Origin of the sequence: Mycobacterium sp. (assembly GCF_050701515.1) — a bacterium.
Lineage (GTDB): Bacteria > Actinomycetota > Actinomycetes > Mycobacteriales > Mycobacteriaceae > Mycobacterium.
The window spans coordinates 27446-40920 of record NZ_JBOGDB010000087.1 but is presented as its reverse complement, the minus strand read 5'-3'; the positions used below and the strand labels follow the sequence as shown (position 1 = coordinate 40920).

11 protein-coding genes are annotated in these 13475 nt (G+C 68.2%); 5 read left to right on the top strand and 6 right to left on the bottom strand.

The window, feature by feature from the left end; genetic code table 11:
- Nucleotides 1-115 precede the first annotated feature (115 nt).
- Together ACRDU5_RS07540 and ACRDU5_RS07535 are read left to right on the top strand one after the other, a co-directional pair.
- Nucleotides 116-352 (top strand): type II toxin-antitoxin system Phd/YefM family antitoxin, encoded by a 237-nt coding sequence (locus ACRDU5_RS07540; RefSeq protein WP_526613851.1) that lies wholly within the window; start codon nt 116-118, stop codon nt 350-352.
- 38 nt (nt 353-390) lie between these two features.
- On the top strand, nt 391-777 hold the full coding sequence (locus tag ACRDU5_RS07535; RefSeq protein ID WP_526613850.1) for a type II toxin-antitoxin system VapC family toxin: 387 nt from the start codon (nt 391-393) through the stop codon (nt 775-777).
- A gap of 44 nt (nt 778-821) precedes the next feature.
- On the opposite strand, the gene nei2 is transcribed toward ACRDU5_RS07535, so the two are convergent.
- The 4 genes from nei2 to ACRDU5_RS07515 are packed head-to-tail and all read right to left on the bottom strand — an operon-like array spanning nt 822 to nt 7845.
- On the bottom strand, nt 822-1586 hold the full coding sequence (nei2, locus tag ACRDU5_RS07530) for an endonuclease VIII Nei2 (RefSeq protein WP_526613849.1): 765 nt from the start codon (nt 1584-1586) through the stop codon (nt 822-824).
- Nucleotides 1587-1588: 2 nt separating this feature from the next.
- Nucleotides 1589-2524, bottom strand: coding sequence for an SDR family NAD(P)-dependent oxidoreductase (locus ACRDU5_RS07525; protein WP_526613848.1), 936 nt, complete (start codon nt 2522-2524; stop codon nt 1589-1591).
- A gap of 18 nt (nt 2525-2542) precedes the next feature.
- Nucleotides 2543-7171: an ATP-dependent helicase gene (locus ACRDU5_RS07520; protein WP_526613847.1), complete on the bottom strand. Its 4629-nt coding sequence runs from the start codon at nt 7169-7171 to the stop codon at nt 2543-2545.
- A gap of 32 nt (nt 7172-7203) precedes the next feature.
- The gene (locus ACRDU5_RS07515) at nt 7204-7845 is read right to left on the bottom strand and encodes a TetR/AcrR family transcriptional regulator (protein WP_526613846.1); all 642 of its coding nucleotides are present in this window, start codon (nt 7843-7845) and stop codon (nt 7204-7206) included.
- A 121-nt stretch (nt 7846-7966) separates the two neighbouring features.
- Between ACRDU5_RS07515 and ACRDU5_RS07510 the strand changes: the two genes are divergently transcribed.
- Nucleotides 7967-9418, top strand: a complete 1452-nt coding sequence (locus tag ACRDU5_RS07510) for a lipase maturation factor family protein (RefSeq protein WP_526613859.1) — start codon at nt 7967-7969, stop codon at nt 9416-9418.
- A 4-nt stretch (nt 9419-9422) separates the two neighbouring features.
- Here ACRDU5_RS07510 and amaB read toward each other — a convergent pair whose 3' ends face one another.
- Nucleotides 9423-10964 carry an L-piperidine-6-carboxylate dehydrogenase gene (amaB, locus tag ACRDU5_RS07505; protein ID WP_526613845.1) on the bottom strand — a complete coding sequence of 514 codons (1542 nt, stop codon included), beginning with the start codon at nt 10962-10964 and terminating at the stop codon, nt 9423-9425.
- Between the two features lie 33 nt (nt 10965-10997).
- Between amaB and ACRDU5_RS07500 the strand changes: the two genes are divergently transcribed.
- Both ACRDU5_RS07500 and lat read left to right on the top strand, forming a co-directional pair.
- The gene (locus ACRDU5_RS07500; protein WP_526613844.1) at nt 10998-11477 is read left to right on the top strand and encodes an Lrp/AsnC family transcriptional regulator; all 480 of its coding nucleotides are present in this window, start codon (nt 10998-11000) and stop codon (nt 11475-11477) included.
- A gap of 52 nt (nt 11478-11529) precedes the next feature.
- Nucleotides 11530-12864, top strand: coding sequence for an L-lysine 6-transaminase (gene lat, locus ACRDU5_RS07495; protein WP_526613843.1), 1335 nt, complete (start codon nt 11530-11532; stop codon nt 12862-12864).
- On the opposite strand, the gene ACRDU5_RS07490 is transcribed toward lat, so the two are convergent.
- Entirely contained in the window at nt 12861-13430 is a 570-nt protein-coding gene (locus tag ACRDU5_RS07490; protein ID WP_526613842.1) for a restriction endonuclease, read from the bottom strand. The genes lat and ACRDU5_RS07490 overlap by 4 nt on opposite strands.
- Nucleotides 13431-13475: the final 45 nt, after the last annotated feature.

The window sequence follows — 13475 nt, the reverse complement described above, 5'->3', positions numbered from 1 at the left end:
GGGTTACCCGCTGCTCCAAATCTCGATTTGCCATATCCCGACGAGCGTAAACCTGGGTTTCAGCGCCCTCAAGTGGGAGAACTGGCGCATGTCTCACCGGTGATACACTGCCCTCATGCGATCGGTGACAGTGCGCGAATTGCGCAATAAAGGGGGAGAGGTGCTCGAACGTGTGGAGCACGGAGAGCGCGTGATCGTCACCAGAGATGGCCGCGCGATCGCAGAGTTGCGGCCTCTTCCACGCCGGAGTGCCAGACCTGCTGAACTCGTCGAGCGCAGGAGGCGACTACCTTGGGTGGATCCCGAAGCGCTGCGTCGCGATATCGACGCGTTGGTGGATCCGACCCTGTGAACCAGCCGTTCGCACGCGGGATGCTTGACACTTCGACTGTGATCCTGCTGGGACGCATCGATGATCCCGCGAGCCTGCCCGACGAAGCGGTCGTCAGCGCGATCACACTCGTCGAGTTGTCGGTCGGTCCTCACGTCGCCGACAGCGCCGACGAGCGTGCTGCACGTCAGGCACACTTGCAGCAGGCGGAGGCCGACTTCGAGACAATCGCGTTCGACGGTGATGCCGCTCGGGTCTTCGGTACGGTCGCCGCCTCGTTACGAGCGTCGGGTCGCAAGCCGGCAGCGCGCGCTTACGACGCCCTGATTGCGGCGAGCGCCATCGCCCACGAACTGCCGTTGTTTACCTGCAATCCGAACGACTTCGAGGCGATTCCAGGACTGGACGTGCGGGCTGTCCCGTATCCCGATCGCGCTGAAGAGTAGGTCTACGTTGCCAGGCTCCGAGGCTCCGTGCAGTCGGGTGCTGTCTACGCCGTCTGATCGACCGGGCACCAGAATGAGATGCGCTCGCCGCTGCCGTCTGACTCGATGGTGGTGCCGCAGCGGCGGCACTCGCGCCCGGCGCGGCCGTACACCCACAACTCGCGGCCCTTGCGGGTATCGCCGGTGGTGGTCCGATTCCAGCGGGACCGGTTCAGCCACAACATGTCGCGGGCACGCTGCACCATCCGCAACGGATCGGCGACCGCCTTGACCGGGGCGGTGGGCAGGTGTCCAAAGACAAAGCACAGCTCGTTGCAGTACACATTGCCGACGCCGGCCATCACGCGCTGATCGAGCAGCGCGTCCGCCAGCGGCCGGCCCGGATCGGCGGTCAGGTTGGCCGCGGCGGTGCGCGGGTCCCAGTCGTCGCCGAGCAGGTCGGGGCCGAGGTGGGCGACGGTGTCCTCGTCGTGGTCGCGGTCGAGTATCTCGAGCACGCCGAGGTCGACACCCGCGGCCTGGATGTCTCCGGTCTCCAGAATGATGCGGATGCGGTGACCGGCGCGGCTCGGCCGGTCGATGGTGCTCACCCGCCAGCTGCCGTCCAACTTCAGATGCGAGTGGATGCTGGCGTCGCCGACCCGGATGAACAGGTGCTTGCCGCGGCTGACGACCTCGTCCACCTGCTGTCCGGTCAGGTCGACGGCGGCATACCGAGGAACCCGAACGTCGCAGCGGGTCAAGGCTTTTCCGGCCAACGCCTCGCGCAGGACGGCGGCGGTGTGCCAGACGGTGTCGCCCTCCGGCATGCCTACCCGGTCATCTTCAGTGAGACATCCCACAGTCGCCGGGCGTTGGCCGGGTCCAGCGCATAGTGGGCCACCCCGCCGCTACCCGGCGCGCCACGCCGCGTTACGACGACGGCTTCGTTGCAATCCTCGAAATAGCGTCCGCCGACTCCCTCGAGCAGCGGCGACGCGGCCAGCAGCACCGACGTAGCAGCGCCCTGCTCGACGGTCTTGACCGCCTTTTGCCGCCGCATGGCCTCGGCCGCTCGCTGCTGGTCGACGTGGCGTCCCAGCCGGGTGAAGATGGCGCCGGGCATCAGCGCGTTGGCGGTGATGCCGTCGTCTGACCAGCGTCGGGTGGCCTCAACGGCGAACAGCACGTTGGCCGTCTTGGACTGTCCGTAGGCGCCGAACGGGTCATACCCGCGGAACGCGTAGTCGATGTCGTCGAACACCACCGGCGAGAGCAGATGGCCGGCCGAACTCACCGACACGATGCGGGCACCGTCTGCGTCGGCGAGTGCCCGGCGTAGCCCGACGGCCAGCGCGAAGTGGCCGAGATGATTCGAGGCGAAATGCATCTCGTGTCCGCTCGGTGACATGGTCAGCTCCGGCAATGCCATCACGCCGGCGTTGTTGACCAGGATGTCGAGCGGTCCGGACCAGGCCCGGACAAATGAAGCGACGCTCGACAGATCGCTGAGGTCGAGGGCGCCGATTCGAACCGAAGCGTTGTCGGTGCCGGCACGAATCTCGGCGGCCACCCGCTCACCGGCGGCGGTGTCCCGGACGGCCAGCGTGACCAATGCCCCGGCGGCGGCCAGCGCCCGGGCGGTCTCGACGCCGATCCCCGATGACGCGCCGGTGACGATTGCCGTCTTGTCGGTGAGGTCGACACCGTCGACGACGTCAGCCGCGGTCGATTCGAAACCGAACGGTGTGGTGATCGGAGCATTCATAGGCCAGTAGCACGATAGTCATCGCAGCCGCAGCCCACGCGGGGTGCGGGCGAACCCGGCGCCGGTCAACGCGGTCTGCACGGCAGCCCGATCGCCTTCCGCGCCCGGTTCCAGCACCGGCACCCCGTTGACCTTCTCGACCAGGAGCGACGCCGCACGCCCGGTGCTGACCAGATCGGCCAGCGCCGCGGCGGCCGCATTGTGCGCGTCGGCGTCGTCGGTAAAGCTCAGCAGCGAACGGCCACCGCGCTCCAAGAACCAGGCGAGCTCACCATCGACGATCGCCACCAAGGCCCCGGCCTTACGGCCCGGTCGGTGTGCGAGGTCGGATTCGTGCTCGCCGCCCGGATTTCGCGTCGGCCACGGCAGCGCCGCCCCGTACGGATTGGCCGGATCGGCGGCGGCCAGCACCACGGCCTGGTACTCGTGGTGTTCGGGGTCGACGCCATCGAGGTATGACCGCAATCGGTCGACGGTGGAGGCGACGGCGAATTGGGCACCGCCCAGCGACTCGACAAAGTATCCGCGTTGAGCACGGCCGGCGTCTTCGAACGCGGTGAGCACCTTGTAAAGCATCGCGAAGCCGCCCGGCACGCCTTCGGCCGCCACCGCCCCCTTCGTCAGTACCCCGTACCGGTTGAGCAGCAACTCGGCCTGAAAGTGCGCCCGCACAGTGGAATCGGGCTCGGCGGTCGGCAGCGCCGACCAGCGTCCTGCCACGGTCGGGTCGGAGCTACGGGTCTGTGCGTGCGCGACGCTGTAGCGGCTCAGCCGTGGCGGGGTGCGACGCTGGCGATGGGCCGGGGTGCCTCCTCGCCCACCCGGTCGGCGGGTGCCCGACAACATCGCCCGTACCGGCGCGAATGTGTCGCCGGTGACCCAGCCGGCCCAAATCAGCTCCCAGAGAGCCTTTTTGAGCTCCTCGCCGGTGTCACGGTCGATCTGGCTGGCGAGCTGGCGGAAGAAGAACGCGCCGCCAGCCTGACCATTCGAGCCGAGTGTGTCGAGGATGGCGCGGTGTGAGTCGGTGAACTCGATCTCGGCGGCAGGCGCGAGCGTCAACGGCACCGAGTCTGCGGGGTGGAATGCGATCCAGCCGTCCGCGTTGCCGATCTGTCCGGCGCCCGACCACATCACCTCGCCGGATGCCAGCAGCTCGTCGAGCATGGCCGGTTGGTAGTCACGGACACGCTGAGAGAACACCAGCGGCTCGACCGCCGACGCCGGTATCGGCACGCCGGCCAGCTGGTCGATCACCGCGGCCAGGCCGTCGACACCCGAGTTGGTCGCCGTCCCGACCTGCTGCCAGGCCGGCAGGAACCGCGCGTAGGCGGCGGTGCTGACCGGCTCCACCTGTGCGCGCAGTGCCGCCAGCGAGCGTCGGCGCAGGATCTTCAGCACGTCGGCGTCACACCATTCGGTCGAGTCGGCCACTGTGCCCGATGTCGCCGCCGTAGCGGCTCCGGTGGTGAACTCGCCGCGCACCAGTCGGCCGTCGATCGCCATCCGGCCCAGCACGTCGGCGGTGACGCGCAGGCCCAGCCCGAACCGGGCCGCGGCGTCGTGGGTGGTGAATGGGCCATGCGTGCGGGCATAGCGGCCGATCAGTTCGCCCAGGGGATCGGCGACGGCTTCGGTGAATACCGCGGGCACTCCGACCGGCACGGCAACGCCGATGCCGTCGCGCAGCAGTCCGATGTCCTCGATGGCCACCCACCAGGTGTGACCGGCGAACGACACCGTGAGCGCGCGCTTGGCGGCGCGCAGGCCTTCCAGCCAGCCGCCCACGTCGTCGGCCGTGCACCGCTCCGCGACCTCAGCTTCGGTCAGCGGGCCCAGCAGCCGCAGCAGGTCCGCAACCCCCTCGGCGTCGCGGGCCGCGCGGTCGGCGCTGAGGTGCTGCAACTGCGTAGTGGTGGTGGCGATCACCTGCGGGTCGAGTAGCTCGCGCAGCTCGACGCGGCCCAACAGCTCGGCCAGCAGCACGCTGTCCAGCGATAGCGCCGCGGCGCGGCGTTCGGCCAGCGGGCTGTCGCCCTCGTACATGAACGCCCCGACGTAGCCGAACAGCAGCGACGCCGCGAACGGAGACGGTGTTGCGGTCTCCACCTCCAGAATCCGCAGCCGGCGCTGGGCGACCCGGTGCATCAGCTCAATCAGTGCCGGCACGTCGTAGACGTCCTGCAGGCATTCCCGGACGGTCTCCAGCACGATCGGGAAGTCCGGGTACTTGCGCGCGACGTCGAGCAGCTGCGCCGCGCGCTGGCGCTGGTGCCACAGTGGCGACCGGCGGCCGGGGTGGCGGCGCGGCAGCAGCAGGGCACGGGCCGAGCATTCACGGAACCGGGAGGCGAACAGCGCCGAGCCGCCCACTTCGGCGGCGACGATCGGCTCGATCTCGTCGGCGTCGAACACGAACAACTCGGCGCCCGGCGCCGTCTCCTCGGTGTCGGGCAGCCGCACGATGATGCCGTCGTCGGAGGCCGTCGGCTTCTCGTCGATGCCGTAGCGCTCACGCAGCCGGCGCGACACCGCCAGCGCCAGCGGCCCGTGCACCCGCAGACCGTAGGGGGAGTGCAGGATGACCCGCCAGTCGCCGAGTTCGTCGCGGAACCGCTCCACCACGAACGTGGCGTCGGTCGGCACCGTGCCGGTGGCCTGACGCTGATCGTCGAGCAGCCGCCACAAATTGTCCGTCGCGTGGTCGTCGAATCCCATTGCGGCGCAACGCTCGGCGAAGTCGCTCCTGCCCAGGCCCGCGAGCTCGCCGGTGAAGGCGCCGATCGCGGCGCCCAGCTCGGCGGGCCGGCCGACACCGTCGCCGCGCCAGAACGGCAGCCGCGCGGGCTGTCCCGGGGCCGGGATGACCAACACCCGGTCGTGGGTGATCTCGGTGATCCGCCAACTGGTCGCGCCCAGCGAAATAACGTCGCCCGGCCGCGACTCGTAAACCATCTCCTCGTCGAGTTCGCCTACCCGCGAAGGCTTTTCGCCATCCGCGTTGGATGCCAGATAGACGGTGAACAGCCCGCGGTCGGGGATCGCACCACCGGAGGTGACCGCCAGCCGCTGCGCACCCGGCCGCGCGGTGAGAATGCCTTCGTCGCGGTCGTACACCAGCCGCGGCCGCAGCTCGGCGAACTCGGTGGACGGGTACTTGCCGGACAGCAGGTCCAGCGTGGCCTCGAATGCGCTGCGCGGCAGTGTCGCGAACGAGGCGCTGCGCCGCACCGCGTCGAACCAGCGATCGGCGTCCAGCGGTTCCAGGGCGCACGCCGCCACCGTGTGTTGGGCCAGCACGTCGAGCGGGTTGGTCGGCACCCGCATGGTCTCGATCTCGCCGGACAGCATCCGCCGCACCGTGACCGCGCAGCCGATCAGATCGGTGCGGTGCTTCGGGAACAGCACGCCCTCCGATATCTCGCCGACCTGATGGCCCGCGCGCCCGATGCGCTGCAGGCCGCTGGCCACCGACGGCGGGGCCTCGACCTGAATCACCAGATCGACGGCGCCCATGTCGATGCCCAGCTCCAGGCTCGAGGTGGCGACGACGGCCTTCAGCCGTCCGGTCTTGAGGTCGTCCTCGACCGCGGCGCGCTGCTCCTTGCTGACCGAGCCGTGGTGGGCGCGGGCCAGTAACGGCTGCGCGCCGGACGATTGGCCGCTGGCCATGATGTAGGCCGGCGAACCGCCGGCTACCTGGGGGTTGAACCCGGACGGCAGTTCGATGCCGTTGCGCTCGGCGTGAATCTCGTTGAGCCGTGAGGTAAGTCGTTCGGCGAGCCGCCGCGAGTTGGCGAACACGATCGAGGATCGGTGCGCCTCGATCAGGTCGACGATGCGCTCCTCGACATCGGGCCAGATGGTGTTGTTCTCCAGGTTGGCCATGTCGGGCACCGGCACCTGCACCGACAGGTCGAACGTCTTGGCCGCCGGCGGCGCGACGATCGTCGTCGGCGCCTGCCCGGACAGGAACCGGGCCACTTCCTCGGGCGGGCGGACGGTCGCCGACAGCCCGATCCGCTGCCCCGGGCTGTCCTGGAGTTGGTCCAGCCGCTCGAGTGACAGCGCCAGGTGCGCGCCGCGCTTGGTGCCGGCGACGGCGTGCACCTCGTCGACGATGACCGTCTGCACCTCGGCGAGGGTGTCGCGGGCCGCCGAGGTCAGCATCAGGAAGAGCGACTCGGGTGTGGTGATCAGGATGTCGGGTGGCTTGGCGATCAGCTCGCGCCGGCGCGCCGCTGGGGTGTCGCCGGAGCGGACGCCGACGCTGATGTCGGGGGCGGGCACGCCGCGCCGCTCGGCGATGCGGGTGATGCCGGTCAGCGGGGTGCGCAGGTTGCGTTCGACGTCGACGGCCAGCGCCTTCAGCGGGGATACGTACAACACGCTGGGCCCACCGCTTGCGAGGGGAGTGCCCGCAGTGGCCGGCCGCGGTTCGCTTTCGGCGAGCCGGTCGATGGCCCACAGGAATGCGGCCAGCGTCTTGCCGGACCCGGTCGGCGCGATGACCAGCGTGTTGTCGCCGTTGGCGATCGCCGACCACGCCTGCGCCTGGGCGGGCGTCGGCTCCGCGAACGTTCCGCTGAACCATTCGCGGGTCAGCGCGCTGAACCGGGCGAGGGGATCGGTGGGGGTAGAGCTCACCTAGCCATCGTGCCAACCCGCACCGACAAATATCAGTCCCGGCTGTGGGCGACCGCCTCGGCCAGCTCGGCGGGGATGTTGGGGGTCCGGCCGACGGCGTCGAGCAGGGTATGCGCGCAGGTGTCGGCTATGTATCCGGCGTCGATCGACGGGTCCAACACCCGCTGCCGGCACATCTCGAAGGTGAACGCCAACCAGCCGTAGATGGTGATGCGCAGATCCCGTTCCACCTTGGAGTCCAATCCTGCGCCGACGGCCGCGCTGATCCGGCTCATGATCCGGTTGGCCTGGCGGTCGTTGTCGATGTCCTCGATGCCCCGCAACACCGGGTCGGAACCGATGTGGGCGGCCCAGGCGCCGTGCGGGTGTTCCTCGTCGTAGCGCAGGTAGGCCAGCACGCCCGCGCGCAGCTGCTGGAACAGGTTCTGCCCCGGCTCCGGCGGCGCGTTGGTGGCTTCGAACAGGCGCTCGCCCTCGGCGCGCACCACCGCAGCGAAGAACGCCCGCTTGTCCGGGAAGTAGTGATACATCAGCGCGCGCGACACACCCGCCCGCTCGGCGATCTCGTCGATGCGCACCTCGTCATAGGGGCGCTGGCCGAATACCTCGGCGCCCAATGCCAACAGTTCGCTACGACGATCGTCGGGCGACAGCCGTCGCCGGGGTTCGGACATACCCTTCATCCTAGTTAACACATGTACAACAGACCCGGAATCCGGCGTAGTGGCGCGGCCGAGCGAAACCGACGAGACTGCCGAGCAGACCCTCGAAGGGTTGCTGGCTTGGGGGGTGGGCATGGATTGGTTCGCGGCACCCGAATACTGGTTCGCCCGTGAGGTGCTGCAGACCGGCATTGCGGCTATCTACGCGATCGCCTTCATGAGTGCCGCCCGCCAATTTCGTCCGCTGATAGGCCAGCATGGAATGCTGCCGGTGCCGCAGTACCTGGCCCACACGTCATTCCGAGCGGCCCCGAGCGTGTTTCATCTCCATTATTCGGATCGGTTCTTCGCCGTCCTCAGCTGGTTCGGAGCGATGCTGTCGTTGGCGGTCGTCGCCGGCGCCACCGACTACGTGCCATTGCCGGCAGCCATGTTGATCTGGCTCGTCATCTGGCTGCTGTATCTGTCTATCGTCAATGTCGGCCAGTCGTGGTACGGGTTTGGTTGGGAATCCATGCTTTTGGAGGCGGGATTTCTCGCCATGCTCCTTGGCAACGACGAGATTGCGCCTCCGGTCCTGGTGATCTGGCTGATGCGCTGGCTGCTCTTTCGCGTGGAGTTCGGCGCGGGACTGATCAAGCTGCGCGGCGACAGATGCTGGCGGGATCTGACGTGCCTGTACTACCACCACGAGACCCAGCCGATGCCCGGCCCGCTGAGCTGGTTCTTCCATCACTTGCCCAGGCCACTGCACCGTGTTGAGGTGGCGGTCAACCATTTCTCCCAACTGGCAGTTCCGGTCATGTTGTTCGCACCGCAACCGGTGGGAAGCGCCGCTGCCGCAATCGTGATCGTGACCCAACTGTGGTTGGTGGGTTCCGGTAATTTTGCCTGGCTGAACTGGCTGACGATCGTCTTGGCTTTCAGCGCTGTCGATAATTCGTCGGCGGCGTTGCTGCTACCGTTGTCCGCTCCTCCTGAGTTGCCGGCGCCGCAGCCATGGTTTGCCGGCTTGGTGATCGCCGTCGCGGTTCTGATGGTGTGTCTCAGCTATTGGCCGGCGCGCAACCTGATCTCAAAGCGCCAGCGCATGAACTTCTCCTTCAATCCGTTCCACCTCGCCAATACCTACGGCGCTTTCGGAACCATCAGCCGCACCCGCGACGAGCTCGTCATCGAAGGCACCGACGAGCCGGCGGTCACCGAGCAGACGACCTGGAAGGAGTATGAGTTCAAGGGCAAGCCCGGCGACGTGCGTCGGTTACCGCCGCAGTGGGCTCCGTACCACCTGCGCCTGGACTGGCTGATGTGGTTCGCCGCGCTTTCCCCGGCCTACGCTCAGCAGTGGCTGTTCCGGCTTCTGTCGCGGCTTCTGGAGAATGACAAGCCGACGGTTAAACTGCTGCGGCGCAACCCGTTTCCCGACACACCGCCCCGCTATGTGCGAGTCCGGCTGTACCACTACCGGTTCACCACCTGGCAAGAACTACGGCGCGAACGCGCGTGGTGGCATCGCAGCTTGGTGGGCGAGTATGTGTCCCCTCTCGCACTCGAGGAGCGGTATCCGCCGGCATCGAGGGGCTGAGCCCTCAGCCGAAGTGCACGCCCTGGGCCAACGGCAGCTCTGAGGAGTAGTTGACGGTATTGGTGGACCTGCGCATGTAGGCCTTCCACGCGTCCGATCCCGACTCCCGGCCGCCACCGGTCTGCTTCTCGCCGCCGAACGCCCCGCCGATCTCGGCACCCGAAGTGCCGATGTTGACGTTGGCGATGCCGCAGTCCGAGCCGTCGGCGGCCAGGAACCGTTCCGCTTCCCGCATGTCGAGGGTGAAGATCGACGACGAAAGACCCTGCGGCACCGCATTGTGCAGCTCGATCGCCTCGTCCAGCTGGTCGTAGGCCAGCACGTAGAGGATCGGCGCGAAGGTCTCCTGATGCACCAGTTCGGTTTGTGCCGGCATGCGGACCACCGCGGGAGCGACGTAGTAGGAGTTCTCGCCGAGGTCGTGGCGCTCGCCGCCGAAGACTTCGCCGCCGTCGGCGCGGGCCGCCTCCAGCGCGCCGACCATGTCGCGGTAGGCGGTTTCGTGGATGAGCGGACCGACCAGAGTGCCGTCGGCCGACGGATTGCCGACCGGCAATTGCCGGTAGGCCGACACGATCCGCGCCACCAGGGTGTCGACGACCGACCGGTGCACGATCAGCCGCCGCAGCGTCGTGCAGCGCTGGCCCGCGGTACCCGCCGCCGAGAAAACGATGCCCCGCACGGCCAGCTCCAGATCGGCCGACGGCGTGACGATCGCGGCGTTGTTCCCGCCGAGCTCCAGCAGCACCCGGCCGAAGCGCTGCGCGACCCGCGGGCCGACCTGCTGGCCCATCCGCACCGACCCGGTCGCGCTCAACAGCGCCACCCGCGGGTCGTCGACCAGTCGTTCGCCGACCTCGCGCCCGCCCATGATCAACCGGCTCACCGCGGGCGGCGCACCGACGTCGTCGGCGGCGCGTTCGGCCAGGGCCTGGCAGGCCAGCGCGGTCAACGGCGTCAGCTCCGACGGCTTCCACACCAGCGTGTCTCCGCACACCAACGCGACCGCGGAGTTCCACGCCCACACCGCGACCGGGAAGTTGAACGCGGTGATGACACCGACGACGCCGAGCGGATGCCAGGTCTCCATCAGCCGGTGGCCCGGGCGCTCGGAGGCGATGGTGCGGCCGTATAGCTGGCGGGACAACCCGACCGCGAACTGGCAGATGTCGATCATTTCCTGCACCTCGCCGAGCGCCTCCGAGGTGATCTTCCCGGCTTCGATGGTGACCAGCGCGGCCAGATCCGCCTTGTGCTCGACGAGCAGTTCGCCGAGCCGGGCCACCAGCGCGCCCCGTATCGGAGCGGGTGTCGTGCGCCAAGTGGTAAACGCCTGCGCCGCTTCGGAAATCGCCGCGTCGGCCTGCTCGGGGGTGGATTCGGGAACGGTGAACAACAGATCCCCGGTGATCGGGGTGCTGGCCGGCAACCCGTGGCTGCCGGGCTCGCCCAGTTCGGCGCGTACGCCGACGGCGTGCAATGCCGCGCGTGCCCGGCTGCGCAGCTCATCCGCGGTGGGCAGCGGGGCGGTCTCGGTCGTGGTCATGATGCAGCTTTCTGACTCGGATACAGTTCGGCCATGGGTGAACCCGTCGAACACCCCCAAGCGCAGGTACAACTCGACGAGATCGACCGCGTGCTGGCCCGTGAGCTCGTCCTCGACGGGCGGGCGACGCTGTCACATCTGGCGGACACCACCGGGTTGTCGGTGTCGGCCGTGCAGTCGCGGGTCCGCCGTCTGGAGTCGCGCGGAATCGTCACCGGATACCGGGCGAACCTGGACCCGGAAGCGGTGGGACACATGTTGTCCGCGTTCGTGGCCATCACCCCTCTCGATCCGTCCCAACCCGATGATGCGCCCGCACGGCTGGAACACATAGCGGCCATCGAGTCCTGCCATTCGGTGGCCGGCGAGGAAAGCTATGTGCTGTTGGTGCGCGTCGGCTCGGCGCGGGCGCTGGAAGACTTGCTGCAACGCATCCGCACAACGGCCAACGTGCAGACCCGAAGCATCGTTATCCTACAGACTTTTTACGAAGGAAGACAGTCGGTACCGTAATTCCACCTGGCTACACGCCAGATTGCCGTAGATAATACGTTAGAATTGTGTCATGACCGCTGTCCTGACACCAGCCGACCTCGACGTCGCCCCCGGCATCCGCCCCGAGGACGTGCACCAGGTGCTGGGCCGCAGCATCCTCGCCGACGGCCTCGACTTCGTGCTCGACATCGACCATTCCTCGGGTTCGGTGCTCGTCGACGCCCGCACCGGCGAGCGTTACCTCGACATGTTCACCTTCTTCGCGTCCTCGGCGCTGGGCATGAATCATCCCGCGCTCGCCGACGACGAAGCCTTCCGCGCCGAGCTCGTCCAGGCCGCGATCAACAAGCCGAGCAACTCCGACGTATACAGCGTGCCGATGGCGCGGTTCGTCGAGACCTTCGCCCGGGTGCTGGGCGACCCGGCGCTGCCGCACCTGTTCTTCGTCGACGGCGGCGCGCTGGCGGTCGAGAACGCACTCAAGGTGGCGTTCGACTGGAAGAGCCGGCACAACGAGGCGCACGGCATCGATCCGAACCTCGGTACCAAGGTGTTGCACCTGCGTGGCGCCTTTCACGGCCGCAGCGGATACACCCTGTCGCTGACCAACACCGACCCGAACAAGGTTGCTCGTTTCCCGAAGTTCGACTGGCCCCGCATCGATGCGCCCTACATCCGTCCGGGTGCCGATATGGATGCCCTGGAAGCCGAATCGCTGCGCCAGGCCCGCGCGGCCTTCGAGGCTCATCCGCACGACATCGCCTGCTTCATCGCCGAGCCGATCCAGGGCGAGGGCGGCGACCGGCACTTCCGGCCGCAGTTCTTCGCCGCGATGCGCGCTTTGTGCGACGAGTTCGACGCCCTACTCGTCTTCGACGAAGTGCAGACGGGCTGCGGGCTGACCGGAACCGCTTGGGCCTACCAGCAATTGGGCGTCGCGCCCGATGTGATCGCGTTCGGCAAGAAGACCCAGGTGTGCGGTGTGATGGCCGGTCGGCGGGTCGACGAGGTCGACGAGAACGTGTTCGCGGTCAGCTCGCGGATCAACTCGACCTGGGGCGGCAATCTGGTCGACATGGTGCGCTCGCGGCGCATTCTCGAGGTCATCGAATCGGATCGGCTGATTGACCGGGCCGCCGAGGCGGGCGGCTATCTGCGCGGCCGGCTCGAGGAGCTGGCGGCCGAGTTCCCCGGCCAGGTGCTGGATGTGCGCGGCCGCGGGCTGATGTGCGCGTTCAGCCTGCCGTCGGCTACCCAGCGTGACGAGCTGATCCGCCGGGTGTGGGACCGCCACGTGGTCATGCTGGCCAGCGGTCCCGACAGCGTGCGATTCCGTCCCGCGCTGACGGTGTCGCGTCGTGACATCGACGCCGCCGTGGCCGCCGTGCGGGCCGCGCTCAGCTAGAACGCCTTCGGCGTTGAAGGCCCAGTTAGGCGCCGGATCGTCGACCGCAGCATCGGTAGCTCCGAGCGGCCGATGAGCTCGCAGCCGTGCAACTGCGCGAGTTCGCGTGCGGCCGGGGTGAATTCGTGGTTGGTGACCACCATGGTCTTGGTGCATCCCTGCATCGGCGCCCCCGCCACCACCTCCTGGACCGCGCCCGCGCCGACAGGGCGCGAGCGCCGTTTGCATTGAATGGCAAGACGTTCGGGCCGGTTGCCGACGATCAGGTCGACGCCCCAGTCGCCGGTGACGGATGTCATGATCACTGGCAGTCCGCAGGACCGCGCGATCCGTGCGACATGGTCCTCGAACTCCGTTCCCGACATCGTGGCTTGGCGCTCTTCACGGGGACTGGGGGTGCGCGCGCCGATGATCGTGGCCAGCAGGAAGCGAGGCGCCGCGGCCAGCAGGGCCGGCGCCAAGACCCCGATCGCCAAGGTCCAGGGCACGGTTGCCCCGAGCAGGTAGGCCGCCACGCCCGTCGCGATGCCCGCGGCCAGATACGCCGTCGTCCGGAGGCCGAACATATGTGCGATGATCTCAGGCCGCGGGTCGTCGGGGCGTCAACCGTT